The following is a 13,134-nucleotide window of genomic DNA, read 5'->3' on the forward strand; positions in this document are numbered from 1 at the left end:
TGCGACCCACGGCTATAGGAATGACTCATCTAGAGTGCTCCGGCTCATGGTTGTCAGAACGCACTCCTGGTCGGGACTAACGAGTTCGTCCTTGACGCCAGAAGTCAGCGAATAGTTTGAACCACTCGGCTTCTGTAGTGGGGACCTTTGCACCAGCATCGTCGATGCTGTCGAAATTCGGAGTGAATAAGGTGCTTCGGTCAGGAAAATACCGACGCCTAACTGCCTCATTCGATTCCGCAAATTTGCTATAGAAATCGAGCGCCTTCTGTTGTGAAACTTGGGGACCGTGACCAGGAAACGTTCTCTCCACAAGGCTTACGAGCTCACTGCGGGAGGGATTGTGCGCATTGTTGATGAAGCGGGGGAAGTGAGGGTTCATTCTACGTAAAAATTCGATTCCAGTCGGGTTTAAGGACTGATTTTTTCGCTCCGGCAGAGAACATGAGCGGATATCTAAACCTAGCTGAACTGCAAAATCGTGTACAATATCTCCCTCGACCATTGCTTCTTTCTCAAAGACCCGAACAACCATATTTTTTCGCCCGAACACCTCCTCCCATCGCCTTATTAGATGATCGTAATTATAATACGTGGCGTTGGAATTTACATCAGGAAAAGGTTGTCTATTTTGGCCACCAAGTTTGATGTGTGTACTATACTTGCTCAAGGCAAGCTCGTGTTGTGGACGTATATAAACTATAACAGTTACATTTTGACAGAACATCTTCAATAAATCATGCACACGTCGAACTTCCTCATGATGCACCAACTGACTATGGCAGTGTTCGTTACTTAACACTAACGCTTCCGTTTCCGGAAGGGACAGTAATTCATCCTTGAGATCAGTTTCAACTTCCCGTCGGTGAGCAGAAATCGCTTCTGCGTCCAGCAAACCCAATGGTTTTCTAAGGTCCTTAATACGATCATCACCACCGGCGTAAGTTGCCAACCGTATGTGATTTGTATTCCAGGGGCGCGCTAAAGACCGGGAGTAAAGTGTGCGCCTTTCCGACAAACGGTTTCTGTTCTTGGCAAAAAATGCTTGAACCGTCGTGGTTCCCGTTTTTTCTGTCCCTATATGTAAATAGCCGTGGTTAATTTTTTGCATGGCAGGCATCCTCTAGAAAATCGTTGTTGCGTGTCATCGTCGACACAAAGATAGCATTCGTTCACGCGGTTAAGGATGAAAGATACGTAGGGATCAGCGCGCCAACGTGTAGAGCTTCTAGTGTCCTGCTTCGTTTAGATCTATGGCGCATTCACCGGAAGAGTGGGCGAAGTGGACTTCCCGCGCTTCTCTCCTCACGGTAACGGCGTAGCACCGTGGATGATCCGGCCAAGAACGAAGTGATCATGTGTATGAGGCTTTCTCGTACCTAGCGAGAAAATCTGGGCAGGGTGGCCATTTCCGTCAGGCTTGGAACCGCCAGAAGTCTTGACTAGCAGCGCTTGACCTCGTCTTGCTCGCTATATGGGCCCTCTGGTACGACGGCTATGGATTAGTGGCCCCACGACGAGGATTGCCTCGTCAGTTTCAATGAACGACCTCGGTGGGCTGGCATAAGCCGCAGGCTCACCCGTTGTAGATGTTGAAGGAGCTGTGAAAGCGGCCAATCCTCACTGCGCGGAATCTTGGTGGCATTGCCGGACCTGGTGGAAGGTGCTCAAAGCGCGAAACTTACAGCAGGCAGCCTCCGCCTTGGGCGACCCATCGCTCGTAATGCTGCGATGCCGAGTCCCCGAGCCCGGCCCGACCACGGGCAAGTGTATTGGCGTATACGGTGCCGATTGGATGCTGCAAGAAGGTAGGGATGCCTGACGATGACGACGTACGGGTGGGAGCCGGCTACCGCGATCCTGATCGGTCCCGACAAGGTCGGCTCAAACACGGTACTCGTTGACCGTGGCGGTGCGCTGTCGCATTTACCGCAGGACAAGGAATGCGTCAACGGCGATGATGCGAACCTGTCCGAGGCGGGCATCAGCAGAACATAACTCGTTTCACGCTGCCCTAAGGTAACGTGGCTTCCTATGTCGTCCACGGAAAGCCAACTAGCAGATTTACGACGCCAAGTGCTCGAATTGACTGCTGCCGTGAAAGCCCTGCAACCCCGCGAGAATGCCTGGATACCTCCGCATGCGACCCTGGGTGAAGAAGTTAGGATCGCAGGCGGCGTCACTCTCCTTTGCCGTGAAGATAAGCGCATCATAATAGGCGACCGAACGAGTATTTACCGGAACACTGAGATCAACGGCCCCGTCACCATAGGCGGGGGGTGCCTCATTAACCGAGACGGTTATATCCGGGCCGAGACTACCATAGGCAACAATGTATTCATCGGCCCATTCGCTCGGCTCATCACGGATAGTCATACACTTTCCGGGCCAGACAAAAGGGCGGGGGCAAATCAAATCCAACCGATACTTATCGGCGATGGAACCTGGGTTGGTGCATCAGTAACTATACTCGGCGGTGTGACCATCGGTCGAGGAAGCGTCATTGCCGCCGGCTCCGTGGTCACCAAGGACGTGCCGAATGACACGCTGGTCGGTGGGGTCCCGGCACAGTTTATGCGTGATCTGCGTCAGACCAGCGTGTAGGGGCCATCCATAGCCGGAGCTAGTCCAGCCGACTATGCGCAATGAGGGCCTCATCCCTTGCCAGGCCCGCCCGTTGAGGTCGACGCGGTGCCGCGTCCACCAGACCCGCTCCGGGACTTCACTGCGAAACCGCCTGGAACCAAGTCCGTGGCCGATATTGCCTTTCACACCTGAGGGGTTCGTCTAGCTGGACACGGGTACTGACTGCTATCGAGGAGGTCCCGTTGGTTCATCCATCGCTGATCATCTGTGCACTGAGCTCTGTGCTACTGCTTTGAAGAACGCCGCAGCGACCACTCGCATCGCTGAGAGCGCGATCTGGCACTCCGACCGCGGAAGTCGATACACCTTCGTCGGATTCCGGACCCTTGTTGCCGACCTGGGCACGCGCTCATCGATGGGTAGGACCGGACCGGTGTCTGCTGAGATAACAGCATGGCCGAAAGCTTCCTCTCAGCCCTGAAAAGCGAGGGCGTCCGCAGCACCATCTATGCCCCGAAAACCAGAGCGAAACGGAACGTCATGAGCTATATCGAAGGCTTCTACAAGTTCTGCTGTCCGAAATGACCGCAGCAACTCAGTCAGTACCTCGTCGAGAAGGTTGCCTCCACAAGAGTATCGACCTGGAGAGCGACGTCGTCGCGCTGCGCCCGCGGGGACAGCGATGCTGCTGTGCTTAGCGGACCTTGAGCAGACGACGTGCCGGGCCCGGGCAGAGCGCGAAGCATATCCACTGTTGCTGAGGACGGAGAGCTCATTGAAGTTGGCGCCTTGCCCTAGGCCGGCTGATTCTTTGTGCCAACCATGTGTGTCGAATGCGGTCATAGCTGTCAGAGTATAAGCGGCCGTAACCTTGCTCGAGACCTAGCCGAGGGACTGGATGCCGCTGGCTATGGCTTTCCTAATAATCAGCCCTTCCGCCCTTGGCAACTCCGAGATGTAGGTCCCGGCGTCGACGTATTGCTGCTTGGATGACTCGATTTTTCCCGCAGCTTCGCCCGCTGCTCGCTCAGAGTAGGCGAGACGCTTGTGCTGGCAGTCAATCCGTAGACTGCCTGGCCGGCATTGACGGCACGGACAGCCACAGCGGAAAGTGTACCGAAGACGACAACGAATGTAATGAGCGCGCGACGCGACTTATTCGAGACACGATGAGTCGCCGAGGTAAGCCGACAGGCGGCAACGCCCCGCAGCCAGTCGCTGGAATTACCCTAAAAAATACACTGCTTCCTCTACCACGCGCAGTACTTATGCCACGCAGCGACGGGAGCCGCATCGGTTGGAACAGACAACGCCGCTCGACACGCCCTAACGGCGACTAACCTCGTACCGCTCACTGTATGGGTCCTCGGGAATAACGGTTATGCTCTTTGGCCCCACGACAAATGTCATCTCGTCGGTTTCCAAATAGGATCCAACCGGGAGATCACGAAGCATGGGGCTGATGTCACTGTCGTCCATGGTGTTACCTCTATCCGTCAGACGCTTATCGAGTAGTGCCATGCCGCGATTGTGGTCTGGATACCTTGCGTAAACCCTGAGGTGGGAGTCGTTGCATTCGTTCTCTGAATGTGACCGCCGGACAGTCCCACGACCGTGGATGCGTGAATAAGATATAGGCAAGTCCGCCGGGTAAGAAGTGCCCGTGGCGGAGGTCTCTTACATGAGGTGCCACGTGGGGTATCGAGCTAGAACCGAACGTCTAATACGACCTGGGGTCCGATGATGGACGGACAATTTCAGGATATTGAGTTGCTCACGGTCGACGAGGTTGCTGCAACGTTGCGCGTATCCAAAATGACCGTGTACCGGAAAGTCCACGCGGGTGAGCTGCCATCCCTGCACTTCGGCCGCTCGTTTCGCATTCCCGCCAGGGCCATCGAAGCCTACCTCCGCCCTTTAGCGGATCCATCGGAGTCCGGCGAGAACGCATGAATATGCGGAGCGAAGCTTTGCCCCGATAGGCTGGAGCAATGCTTTTCCCGCGCGACCGCCATACCGCCGTCGTCATCAGTCTTTTGGCCGGTGGACTGGCGCTTACCGGATGCTCTCCCGTTGTCGATGTTGAACCTGCGGCTAATGCCGCCAATCCCGAGTGCGCAGAAATCATGGTGGCACTTCCGGACCTTGTCGCCGGCGAGGAACAGCGCGAAACGAATAGTCAGGCGACCTCCGCGTGGGGGGATCCGTCGCTCGTGGTCCTCCGCTGTGGTGTCCCCGAGCCGGGACCGACAACGGATAAGTGCGTCGGCGTCAACGGCGTCGATTGGGTAATCGAGGAAGGCAAGGGCGCCTGGACGATGACCACCTACGGGCGGGAGCCGGCGACCGAAATTCTGATCGATCCCGACAAGGTTGCGTCGAGCACCGTACTCGTTGATCTAGGCGCCGCCGTCTCCCAGATTCCGCAGGACGAGGAATGCGTCAATGCCGGTGATGTGAATCTGCCTGAGGGCGGTTAGCCGTGAGTAAACGTAATGGTCTTAGCAAGACATTGCTGTACATCGGGATGGCTCTGTTGGCGGTCGCGACAATCGCCGTCGTCGTGGGTTTAGTGAACCGTCCATCGCCTGCCGCATCCCCTGAGGAGCGCTCAGGCACCCCCGCTGACTCCCCCAGTCCGACCCTGTCCGGGAAAACCCCTCCGGTGGTTGCTTTCATCGGCGATTCCTATGCCGAGGGGCAGGGTGCAAGCGCTGAGGAGAACCGCTGGACCACTCTGCTAAGCGAACAGCTGGGCTGGGTTGAAATGAACTTCGCCCGGGGTGGAAGCGGTTATGTTTCGGCCGTCACGGACAACGCCGAATTGGCGTGCGGCCTGGACTACTGCCCCAGCTATTCCGAGATGGTGGACAAGGTGGCTGAAGCGGAGCCGGACATCGTTTTCGTCTCCGGCGGCAGGAATGACACCGGAACCGCCGGTTTCGTCCTCGAAGCCAAGATCAATGACCTGTACATGAATCTCCGCAAAGAACTGCCGGAGGCTAAGATCGTCGCCACCAATCCTGTCTGGGCGGCTAACGACAAACCATTTGGCGCCCCAATGTTCGGGGCGACGGTAAAGTCAGCAGTCAAGGCAGCAGGGGGAACCTACGTCGACATTGGGCAACCGTTGGAGGGCCGCCCGGAACTGATCGCGGAGGATGGCCTCCACCCGAACGACGCCGGGCACGAGGTGCTGGCCGAGGAGACCGTCGATGCCCTCGTAGCCAAGGGCTTCGGCTAGCTCCTCGAGATACAAGTAATGTTCCGCAGGCCGACGAGATCCGCGCCCGGATGCTCCAGGCTATGGAGCTGGTCGCTGAGAAAGTGCGGCCCACAGTAATCTTCGTCATCAATCATGACCACAACGTCGCCATCAGCAGATCGGACACAGTAGTTGTAGCACTCCCCCAATGGCACATCTTCCGGCAGGTACAAATAGACGACGTCGTCTATTCCATGGTCATGAGCCAGGCGCCGCCAGTACGCATCTGCCGGGCAGAATCCACGGGTGAGAATCACCAACTGGACCTGGACATCCTGCTGCCTCGCTACGGTCTGGTAAATATGCTCCAGGCGTCCGGGTCTGGCTGTAGGAATCAGTACTGAAACGGTGGGACGCCGGACCGGATGGGCAGCTTCTGGTAAAGCACCGGTTCCGGCTTTTGCCTTCTGTCTGTGGGTGTTCCTGAACCAATTTCGGTGGCCGGCCAAGTGAACGGTTCGATCGTTCGTCCCAAGGCTGCTGGACACAATCTGGAGTCTGTCAGAAATTTGATGGCCAAACATAGCAGAAGCACCTCTTCCCCAAGAAATCTGCTACCGAACGGCTGTGATCCCCCGCCGTCTAACACCAATGTAGCAAGGTGATCTTGTGCCAACCTTGTGCCCGTCGGCGTCGTCACCTCGTTCGGCTTAGACTGGAAATCCGACCAAGTAGGAGTAGCTGATGTCAGGGATAGTTGCGGCACACGGATCGTTCGATCCGACCATGGGTGAGCGGATGCTTCAGCGGCTTTCGCATCGGGGCCCGGATGGAGAGGGCACCCGCGCAATTGGGGATTCCTGGCTGGGCAGCCGGCACCTGGAGATTGTTGGACCGGGACGCAGCGCGCAGCCTTTGGGCAACGGCAGCGAGAGCATGTGGCTGGTCGGTGACGGCGAGGTCTACAACCACGAACGGATCCGGAACCACCTGGGAGCAGACCTGTTCTCAACGCGCTCGGACCTCGAGGCCGCGTTGCTGCTGTTCGAGCAAGACGGCGTCACTGCTTTCGAGGAGCTGTGGGGCACCTTCGCCCTGGTAATTGCCGGCGAGGACGGCCGCTTCGCCGCTGTGCGGGATCCGCTCGGTATCGTTCCCCTCTACTGGGCACGCCGCGATGGCACCGTGGTGTTTGCTTCGGAACTGAAAGCTTTCGACGCTGACTGGCGTGCCGACGTCTTGCCGTTTCCGCCCGGGCAGGTGTGGACGTCCGATGAGGGACTGAAACCAGGGCCGGCTTTCCCCGCGGCAGCGCCCGTGCTGCTGCAGAGCCGCCATCCGGACGAGGAACCGCCGCGATGGGTGTTCGACGCCATTCGGGAAACGCTTGTGCGTGCCGTCGAGGGGGCGATGGAGGCCGATGTTCCGGCCGGAATTCTGCTCTCCGGCGGTGTGGACTCAAGTGTTGTCACCGCTATCGCCGCAAAGGTGGCGAAAGAGCGGGGAACGAGGCTGAAAACCTTCGCGGCGGGTCTGGAAGGCAGCGCCGACCTGGCGGCGGCGCGGTTGGTGGCCGAACACGTTGGCAGCGAGCACCGGGAACTAATATACACGCCCGAGGACGCCATAGAGCTCGTGCCGGAAGTTATCGCGTCCCTGGAGTCATTCGACCCGACGCTCGTACACAGCGCGGTACCGAACTACATGGTGGCAAAGCTCGCGAGCACGCAAGTGAAGATAGTCCTGGTGGGCGAAGGCGCCGACGAACTGTTTGCCGGCTACTCGCACTACGGACAGCACGAGACCGGCGAGGCGCTCCATGAGGATCTGATCGGGACAATCGAAGGGCTGCACATTGGCGGGCTGCAGCGCGTGGACCGGGTGACCGCCGCGCACGGGTTGGAACCGCGACTGCCGTTCCTGGACCTCGAACTGGTCGAACTCGCGCTGGCACTGCCGCCGTCGTGGAAGCTGATCAGCGACGAGCGGATTGCCAAGTATCTGCTGCGCCGCGCCTTCGACGGCTGGCTGCCGGACGAGGTGCTGTGGCGTCCGAAAGAGCAGTTCGGCCAGGGCACCGGCATGAATGATGTGTTGCGGGCGCACTTCGGCGAAACGGTCAGTGCGGAGGACCTCGAGCTTGAACAGGATGTCCTCGATCCGCCGCTGCGCACGCGTGAGGAGCTGGCCTACTACCGGATGTTCACGGAGGCGCTGCCGGGTGTGAATGCGCAGACGAATGTGGGACGGTTCGTCGAGGCCTGAGCGCTGGCCACTGGCGCTCGGGTTTTTCGGGCACGAACATGAAGTATACAAATATAACTAAGTAGGCTTAGCATGAGGAGGTGTTAGTTCGCGGTCCGTCCAAAGTTGATGGACCGACCTACTGAATGGAGTAAGCGATGATGGGAAAAATAGTAACGTTCGGGGCAATGGGTGTGGGCTATGTGCTCGGTGCGAGGGCCGGACGTGAGCGGTACGAGCAGATCCGCGCACAGGCGGAGCGCCTTTGGAGCAATCCCAAGGTACAGCGAACCGTGAGCCAGGCAGGCGACACCGCGAAAGAGAAAGCTCCGTTACTCAAAGAAAAAAGTGCTGAAGCCGCGCATAAAGCCACGGACAAGGTATCCGACGCTGTGAGATCCTCAGGCGACGGAGAGTCGGCAACAGTTGACCCGGTAACCGGTTTCCGGAGTCCCTAGAAGTCGTCGTCCTGAGGAAGTGAACATGTCAACCAGTCATGGAGATGCCGCAGGCAAGGCCGGGTCGGCCCCGCATCCGGAGGATGACCGAAAACCTGACAGCCCCGCCAAGATCAGCAAGCCCGCCCGGAAGTACATTCTGAAGAAGACCATCCGGGAGTTCACCGCCGATCAGTGCACCGACCTCGCCGCGGCTTTGACCTATTACGCGGTGCTATCGATTTTCCCGGCATTGCTCGCGCTGGTCTCGTTGCTGGGCGTCGTTGGGCAGGCGCAAACGACGACTGACGCTATGCTCTCGCTCGTTGAAGGGGTGGCCCCGGGCACCACCGACAGCGTGGAACCGGTGATTACAAACCTCGTCAGCTCCCAGGCCGCTGGACTGACTTTGATTATCGGTCTCGCTGCGGCCATCTGGTCGGCTTCCGGATACGTCGGCGCATTCGGCCGGGCAATGAACAAAGTGTATGAGATCGATGAAGGCCGGCCCTTCTGGAAGCTCAAGCCGGTGATGCTGTTGATCACACTGGTGCTTTTACTGATGGTCGTTTTGGTCGCCACTCTTTTGGTCGTATCCGGACCCATCGCCGAAACAATCGGTGGCGCCGTCGGGCTCGGCTCCGTGGCGGTACTGATCTGGAGCATCGCCAAATGGCCGGTGCTGCTCTTCTTTGCGGTCCTGATGGTCGCCATCCTGTACTACGCCACCCCGAACGTGAAGCAACCCAAATTCAAGTGGATGAGCCTTGGCGCATTGTTCGCGTTGGTTGTGCTGGCAGTCGCGTCGTTGGGCTTCTACCTCTACGTCAGCAACTTCGGCAGCTATAACGCTACCTACGGCGCCATCGGCGGCGTGATCGTTGCCCTGCTGTGGTTTTGGCTGGCGAACCTGTCTCTGCTCTTCGGCGCGGAGCTCGATGCGGAGATGGAGCGCGGGCGTCAATTGCAGGCTGGTTTCGCGGCAGAAGAAACCATCCAGTTGCCGCCGCGTGACACGCGCCAGAGCAAAAAGCTGAGGGACAAGGAAAACGAGGAGGTCCGGCAGGGACGCGAACTGCGTGAAGATCACGGCCCGAACGGCACATTCGATGACAAATGCTGACAGTCGAAGGAGCAATTATGAGTCACGCTGAGCGCCATCCCGAACCGTCGAACGCCCCAGAGCCAACGGTATCGGAGTTGGTAACGCAATTGTCAGAGCAAACATCACGTTTGGTGCGCGACGAAATGCGGCTTGCACAAGCCGAGCTGAAAGAGAAGGGGAAGCACGCCGGTACCGGGGCGGGACTGTTCGGTGGTGCGGGGCTGGTCGCCTTTTTCGGCGGCGCCACACTGATCACCACCATCATCCTGGCGCTGGCCCTGCTGTTGCCGGCTTGGCTCAGTGCCCTGATCGTCACCGTGGCACTGTTCATCATCGCCGGTATCGCAGCCCTCGTGGGCAAAAAGCAGATCAAGAAAGCCGTGCCGCCCGCGCCGGAGACAGCCGTGGATAGCGTCAAACGTGATGTCAACGAAGTAAAGGAGCACGGTCACCGATGAGCACAAACACAACCCCGCATTCCCCAGAACCAGGCAAAGATGCCAATATCAGCGACATTCAGGCTGACATTGACACCACACGTACCGAACTCGGCCAGACCGTTGAACAACTCTCCGAACGACTCGATGTGAAGGCACAGGCAAAACGGAAGGCCGACGCATATAAGGCCCGCGCAGCGGATGCAGCGGACTCAACCCGGGAGCAGGTCCTCGGTGTAGTGACGGCGACAGGAGAAAAAGCACGGGAGCTGACCCACAGCGGGGAGGCAGACCCAGGAGCGGACCGCCGGCTTGGCGGCATCACTCTCGGATCGGCTGGGCTCCTTGTCTGTGCTCTCATCACCGGAGTGCTGGTATGGCGCCTCCGCGCCAGCGCGCACAAGACTTCACTTCCATCGGGTCGCGACTTGGCCAAACAACTGCGCCGGGCGCGGAAAACCGCACTCGCCCCGAGTGGAAGATGCGGTATCGCACGGCGCTAGCCTTTGTATCCGTGGGGCGCGTCAGCAGCTGGCTTATTTCCGGTCAAACCCAAACCCCTTGCATGTAGAATGCATGCATGGTTGCTTTACAGATTCGCGATGTCCCTGATGATGTGCGCCAGACGCTGGCCGAGCGTGCCCGCGCCCGCGGGCAGTCACTTCAAGCCTTCCTGTTGTCCCTGGTGGAGGATGAGGCCCGACGCTCAACCAACCTGGCGCTACTGGATCGCTTCGGCGGCCGGGAGGACGGATCCCGTCTGTCGCCCGCCGAGGCAACAGACGTATTAGACCGTGCGCGCGCCGACCGAAACTCCCGGTTTGAGACGCGGGCCGCGCCGGGAGAAGATCTGGCTTGATCATTCTCGACGCGTCCACGTTGGCCAATGCATTTACCGACGACGGCCCAGTCGGCCAAGTGAGCCGGGCCGAACTGGCCAGAGATGCACACTGGTCCGCTCCTGAGCACCTCGTGGTCGAGACGTTCTCCGCGGTGCGGGGCCGACACCTCGGAAACAAGATCAGCAGACAGCGCGCACTGGATGCCCTGGACGCGCTGGCTACCTCGACAATTGAGCTGCTCTCCGTCACTCCCCTGCTGCCCCGAATGTGGCAGCTCCGCGACAACGTTACTGGCTACGACGCAGCCTACGTTGCCGCCGCCGAAACTTATGGCTGCCCCTTGGTCACCGCCGATGCCCGACTCGCCCACACCGGTGGTCTCCGATGTGAGGTCCGTCTGGCCGTACCGCGCGCCTGAAAAAAGCCGACCGGCCTGCTGATGCAGACCGGCCGGCTTTTTCTTGTACGGACCAGTGCCTACTCGAGCAAGCCTTCTTCTTCGAGCCACTCCTCGGCGACGTCCCTCGGCTGCTGACCTTCCAGGTCCACCTTGCCGTTGAGCTCGGTGATCACTTCGTCGGTGAGTGCCGCGCTGATGGGCGCCATAATGTCGGCGATGGCCGGGTTCTTGTCGAGTGTTTCCTGACGCAGGGTCAGCGCGCCCTGGTACTCGACAAAGAAGCCCTTGTCGTCTTCGAGCACGCGCAGCTCATTGGCAACGACCCGGGCATCGGTGGAGAAAACCTCACCGAAATTGCACTCCTCGCCGACCTGCGTATAGATCAGGTTCAGGTCCAGCTCGACTACCTCGGAGAACTCGAACCCGTAGAACTCTTCAAGGCCGGGCAGGCCGTCGTCGCGGTTAATGAACTCACTGGCTGCGCAGACCGCACCCTGGTCCGGGTTCTCGTTGATGTAGGCGGCAGCCTCCGTCATGTTGGTCAGGCCGTTCTCCTCGCCGAACGCCTCGGGGACGGCTATGCGGTAGGTGTTCTCGAACGGAGCCGGCTCCAGCCAGACGATGTTGTTCTTCGCGTCGGCCTCCTTGACGGCCGTGTACAGGTCCTCTGGGACGTCCTCGGTGGTGTTGCCGAGAATGTTGACCCAGCCGGTGCCGGTGTAGTCCCAGTACATGTCGATTTCGCCGGCTTCGAGCGCCTCGCGTACTGTGGCGCTGCCGGAGATGCCGGTCCTGTCCGTCACCTCGGCGCCGGCGTCTTCCAGCGCGACCATGGTGATATTGGCCAGCAGGATGGATTCGGTAAACTCCTTCGAGCCCACCGCCAGCGAAGCGCCGGAAAGCTCGCCTTCGCCGCCTCCCCCGCCGCCGTCGTCGCCCGAGCCGCCGCCGCAGCCGGTGAGGGCGAGGGCCAGGACTGCGCCCAGGGTGGTAATCGTTTTTGCTCTACGGTGAGTAGTTTTCACTGTTCCTCTTTCGGGTCCGGGCCCGCCGTCGTCGTCGGGCCTTGGGGTGGTTGGCTCACAATCCTTTGGGACGGAGCCGGTCTTCAGCCAGGCCGGCAATGTAGTCAATGGTCAGCGCCAAAACCGCCGTCAGCGCCGCACCGATAATCTGGACCGACAGGCGGTTGGTGGAGAGCCCGGCCACGATAATCTCACCCAGGCCACCGGAGTTTATGTAAGCGGCGAGGGTCGCGGTACCCACGTTGATCACCAGCGCCGTGCGCACCCCGGCCAAGATGATCGGCACGGACAGCGGCAGCTCGATCTTGCGCAGGGCGCCGAACTTGGAGTACCCCATGCCGCGGGCTGCCTCCAGGACGGAGTCGTCCACCTGCTCGAGGCCCACCATGGTGTTCAGCAGGACGGGAACGATGGCGTACAGCACCAGACCGACGATGGCCGCCTGGAACCCCAGGAAGAACCATGCCACCGCCAGCAGCACCAGGATGGCGATGGTCGGCACGGCCTGGCCGAGATTGAGGATGCTCAGTAGGTAAGGGCGTACGCGTTGCGTGAACGGGCGGGTGAGGAGGATGCCTGCGGGTATCGCGATGAGCAGGGTGATCACGGTGGAGACGGCCGTGAGCTGGATGTGTTCCCAAGTGGCCTTCGTCAGTGACGCGGCGTTGAGGGAACGTTGCTCGATGCTGTCCAGCTCGATCGAGGAGGCGTAGAGGTACAGGCCCAGGCACACGAGCGCCAGGATAACCGGCATGGCCAGGTAACCGGTCAGCGTACGGTGCGTGGTCCGCGCCGGTGTCTGGACAACGAGGTCCCGGTCGTGTTTGTGGTCTTGGGTGGCAGCAGTCATCGC

The 13,134-nt window shown here is 59.5% G+C and carries 19 protein-coding genes; 13 read left to right on the plus strand and 6 right to left on the minus strand.

Going from position 1 to position 13,134, the window contains the following annotated elements; genetic code table 11:
* Nucleotides 1-76 precede the first annotated feature (76 nt).
* Complete coding sequence (locus tag ACX80B_RS01460) at nucleotides 77-1,111, minus strand: hypothetical protein (protein ID WP_459292292.1); 1,035 nt, start codon at nucleotides 1,109-1,111, stop codon at nucleotides 77-79.
* 713 nt (nucleotides 1,112-1,824) lie between these two features.
* Here ACX80B_RS01460 and ACX80B_RS01465 point away from each other — a divergent pair.
* Entirely contained in the window at nucleotides 1,825-1,998 is a 174-nt protein-coding gene (locus ACX80B_RS01465) for a hypothetical protein (protein ID WP_459292294.1), read from the plus strand.
* A gap of 66 nt (nucleotides 1,999-2,064) precedes the next feature.
* Here ACX80B_RS01465 and ACX80B_RS01470 read toward each other — a convergent pair whose 3' ends face one another.
* Nucleotides 2,065-2,376: a hypothetical protein gene (locus tag ACX80B_RS01470; RefSeq protein WP_459292873.1), complete on the minus strand. Its 312-nt coding sequence runs from the start codon at nucleotides 2,374-2,376 to the stop codon at nucleotides 2,065-2,067.
* Nucleotides 2,377-2,430: 54 nt separating this feature from the next.
* Between ACX80B_RS01470 and ACX80B_RS01475 the strand changes: the two genes are divergently transcribed.
* Entirely contained in the window at nucleotides 2,431-2,604 is a 174-nt protein-coding gene (locus ACX80B_RS01475; protein WP_459292849.1) for a DapH/DapD/GlmU-related protein, read from the plus strand.
* 187 nt (nucleotides 2,605-2,791) lie between these two features.
* Nucleotides 2,792-3,067 carry a DDE-type integrase/transposase/recombinase gene (locus ACX80B_RS01480; protein WP_459292851.1) on the plus strand — a complete coding sequence of 92 codons (276 nt, stop codon included), beginning with the start codon at nucleotides 2,792-2,794 and terminating at the stop codon, nucleotides 3,065-3,067.
* 118 nt (nucleotides 3,068-3,185) lie between these two features.
* Here the strand turns inward: ACX80B_RS01480 and ACX80B_RS01485 are convergent, their stop codons facing one another.
* On the minus strand, nucleotides 3,186-3,362 hold the full coding sequence (locus tag ACX80B_RS01485; RefSeq protein WP_459292296.1) for a hypothetical protein: 177 nt from the start codon (nucleotides 3,360-3,362) through the stop codon (nucleotides 3,186-3,188).
* Between the two features lie 967 nt (nucleotides 3,363-4,329).
* On the opposite strand from ACX80B_RS01485, the gene ACX80B_RS01490 reads away from it, so the two are divergent.
* Genes ACX80B_RS01490 through ACX80B_RS01500 form a run of 3 tightly spaced genes read left to right on the plus strand, consistent with a single transcriptional unit; the run spans nucleotide 4,330 to nucleotide 5,830 of the window.
* Complete coding sequence (locus ACX80B_RS01490; protein ID WP_459292298.1) at nucleotides 4,330-4,539, plus strand: helix-turn-helix domain-containing protein; 210 nt, start codon at nucleotides 4,330-4,332, stop codon at nucleotides 4,537-4,539.
* A 38-nt stretch (nucleotides 4,540-4,577) separates the two neighbouring features.
* Nucleotides 4,578-5,066, plus strand: coding sequence for a DUF3515 domain-containing protein (locus ACX80B_RS01495; protein ID WP_459292300.1), 489 nt, complete (start codon nucleotides 4,578-4,580; stop codon nucleotides 5,064-5,066).
* Nucleotides 5,067-5,068: 2 nt separating this feature from the next.
* The gene (locus ACX80B_RS01500) at nucleotides 5,069-5,830 is read left to right on the plus strand and encodes an SGNH/GDSL hydrolase family protein (RefSeq protein ID WP_459292301.1); all 762 of its coding nucleotides are present in this window, start codon (nucleotides 5,069-5,071) and stop codon (nucleotides 5,828-5,830) included.
* Here the strand turns inward: ACX80B_RS01500 and ACX80B_RS01505 are convergent.
* Nucleotides 5,827-6,375 (minus strand): glycosyltransferase family 2 protein, encoded by a 549-nt coding sequence (locus ACX80B_RS01505; RefSeq protein ID WP_459292303.1) that lies wholly within the window; start codon nucleotides 6,373-6,375, stop codon nucleotides 5,827-5,829. The genes ACX80B_RS01500 and ACX80B_RS01505 overlap by 4 nt on opposite strands.
* Nucleotides 6,376-6,535: 160 nt before the next feature.
* Here ACX80B_RS01505 and ACX80B_RS01510 point away from each other — a divergent pair, with 160 nt between their 5' ends.
* The 7 genes from ACX80B_RS01510 to ACX80B_RS01540 all read left to right on the plus strand — a co-directional run bounded on the left by ACX80B_RS01510 (nucleotide 6,536) and on the right by ACX80B_RS01540 (nucleotide 11,274).
* Nucleotides 6,536-8,056: an asparagine synthase-related protein gene (locus ACX80B_RS01510; protein ID WP_459292305.1), complete on the plus strand. Its 1,521-nt coding sequence runs from the start codon at nucleotides 6,536-6,538 to the stop codon at nucleotides 8,054-8,056.
* A gap of 137 nt (nucleotides 8,057-8,193) precedes the next feature.
* Nucleotides 8,194-8,493: a YtxH domain-containing protein gene (locus tag ACX80B_RS01515; protein WP_459292307.1), complete on the plus strand. Its 300-nt coding sequence runs from the start codon at nucleotides 8,194-8,196 to the stop codon at nucleotides 8,491-8,493.
* Between the two features lie 25 nt (nucleotides 8,494-8,518).
* Entirely contained in the window at nucleotides 8,519-9,595 is a 1,077-nt protein-coding gene (locus ACX80B_RS01520) for a YihY/virulence factor BrkB family protein (RefSeq protein WP_459292309.1), read from the plus strand.
* A 17-nt stretch (nucleotides 9,596-9,612) separates the two neighbouring features.
* Complete coding sequence (locus tag ACX80B_RS01525) at nucleotides 9,613-10,035, plus strand: phage holin family protein (protein WP_459292311.1); 423 nt, start codon at nucleotides 9,613-9,615, stop codon at nucleotides 10,033-10,035.
* Entirely contained in the window at nucleotides 10,032-10,517 is a 486-nt protein-coding gene (locus ACX80B_RS01530; RefSeq protein WP_459292313.1) for a DUF3618 domain-containing protein, read from the plus strand. The genes ACX80B_RS01525 and ACX80B_RS01530 overlap by 4 nt, the downstream gene beginning before the upstream one ends.
* Before the next feature lie 77 nt (nucleotides 10,518-10,594).
* Complete coding sequence (locus tag ACX80B_RS01535; protein ID WP_459292315.1) at nucleotides 10,595-10,873, plus strand: FitA-like ribbon-helix-helix domain-containing protein; 279 nt, start codon at nucleotides 10,595-10,597, stop codon at nucleotides 10,871-10,873.
* On the plus strand, nucleotides 10,870-11,274 hold the full coding sequence (locus tag ACX80B_RS01540) for a type II toxin-antitoxin system VapC family toxin (protein ID WP_459292317.1): 405 nt from the start codon (nucleotides 10,870-10,872) through the stop codon (nucleotides 11,272-11,274). The genes ACX80B_RS01535 and ACX80B_RS01540 overlap by 4 nt, the downstream gene beginning before the upstream one ends.
* A gap of 59 nt (nucleotides 11,275-11,333) precedes the next feature.
* On the opposite strand, the gene ACX80B_RS01545 is transcribed toward ACX80B_RS01540, so the two are convergent.
* Nucleotides 11,334-12,281, minus strand: a complete 948-nt coding sequence (locus tag ACX80B_RS01545; RefSeq protein WP_459292319.1) for a glycine betaine ABC transporter substrate-binding protein — start codon at nucleotides 12,279-12,281, stop codon at nucleotides 11,334-11,336.
* Between the two features lie 55 nt (nucleotides 12,282-12,336).
* Nucleotides 12,337-13,131, minus strand: a complete 795-nt coding sequence (locus ACX80B_RS01550; RefSeq protein WP_459292321.1) for an ABC transporter permease — start codon at nucleotides 13,129-13,131, stop codon at nucleotides 12,337-12,339.
* Nucleotides 13,132-13,134: the final 3 nt, after the last annotated feature.

This window comes from Arthrobacter monumenti (genome assembly GCF_054511255.1).

Excerpts from the sequence above, each read along its gene's own strand:
- ACX80B_RS01485 (WP_459292296.1), bottom strand. The coding sequence starts at position 3,362 with ATGAGCTCTCCGTCCTCAGCAACAGTGGATATGCTTCGCGCTCTGCCC.
- ACX80B_RS01525 (WP_459292311.1), top strand. The coding sequence starts at position 9,613 with ATGAGTCACGCTGAGCGCCATCCCGAACCGTCGAACGCCCCAGAGCCA.
- ACX80B_RS01490 (WP_459292298.1), top strand. The coding sequence starts at position 4,330 with ATGGACGGACAATTTCAGGATATTGAGTTGCTCACGGTCGACGAGGTT.
- ACX80B_RS01515 (WP_459292307.1), top strand. The coding sequence starts at position 8,194 with ATGATGGGAAAAATAGTAACGTTCGGGGCAATGGGTGTGGGCTATGTG.
- ACX80B_RS01535 (WP_459292315.1), top strand. The coding sequence starts at position 10,595 with ATGGTTGCTTTACAGATTCGCGATGTCCCTGATGATGTGCGCCAGACG.
- ACX80B_RS01465 (WP_459292294.1), top strand. The coding sequence starts at position 1,825 with ATGACGACGTACGGGTGGGAGCCGGCTACCGCGATCCTGATCGGTCCC.
- ACX80B_RS01510 (WP_459292305.1), top strand. The coding sequence starts at position 6,536 with ATGTCAGGGATAGTTGCGGCACACGGATCGTTCGATCCGACCATGGGT.
- ACX80B_RS01550 (WP_459292321.1), bottom strand. The coding sequence starts at position 13,131 with ATGACTGCTGCCACCCAAGACCACAAACACGACCGGGACCTCGTTGTC.
- ACX80B_RS01530 (WP_459292313.1), top strand. The coding sequence starts at position 10,032 with ATGAGCACAAACACAACCCCGCATTCCCCAGAACCAGGCAAAGATGCC.
- ACX80B_RS01495 (WP_459292300.1), top strand. The coding sequence starts at position 4,578 with ATGCTTTTCCCGCGCGACCGCCATACCGCCGTCGTCATCAGTCTTTTG.
- ACX80B_RS01460 (WP_459292292.1), bottom strand. The coding sequence starts at position 1,111 with ATGCAAAAAATTAACCACGGCTATTTACATATAGGGACAGAAAAAACG.
- ACX80B_RS01505 (WP_459292303.1), bottom strand. The coding sequence starts at position 6,375 with ATGTTTGGCCATCAAATTTCTGACAGACTCCAGATTGTGTCCAGCAGC.
- ACX80B_RS01520 (WP_459292309.1), top strand. The coding sequence starts at position 8,519 with ATGTCAACCAGTCATGGAGATGCCGCAGGCAAGGCCGGGTCGGCCCCG.
- ACX80B_RS01470 (WP_459292873.1), bottom strand. The coding sequence starts at position 2,376 with ATGACTATCCGTGATGAGCCGAGCGAATGGGCCGATGAATACATTGTT.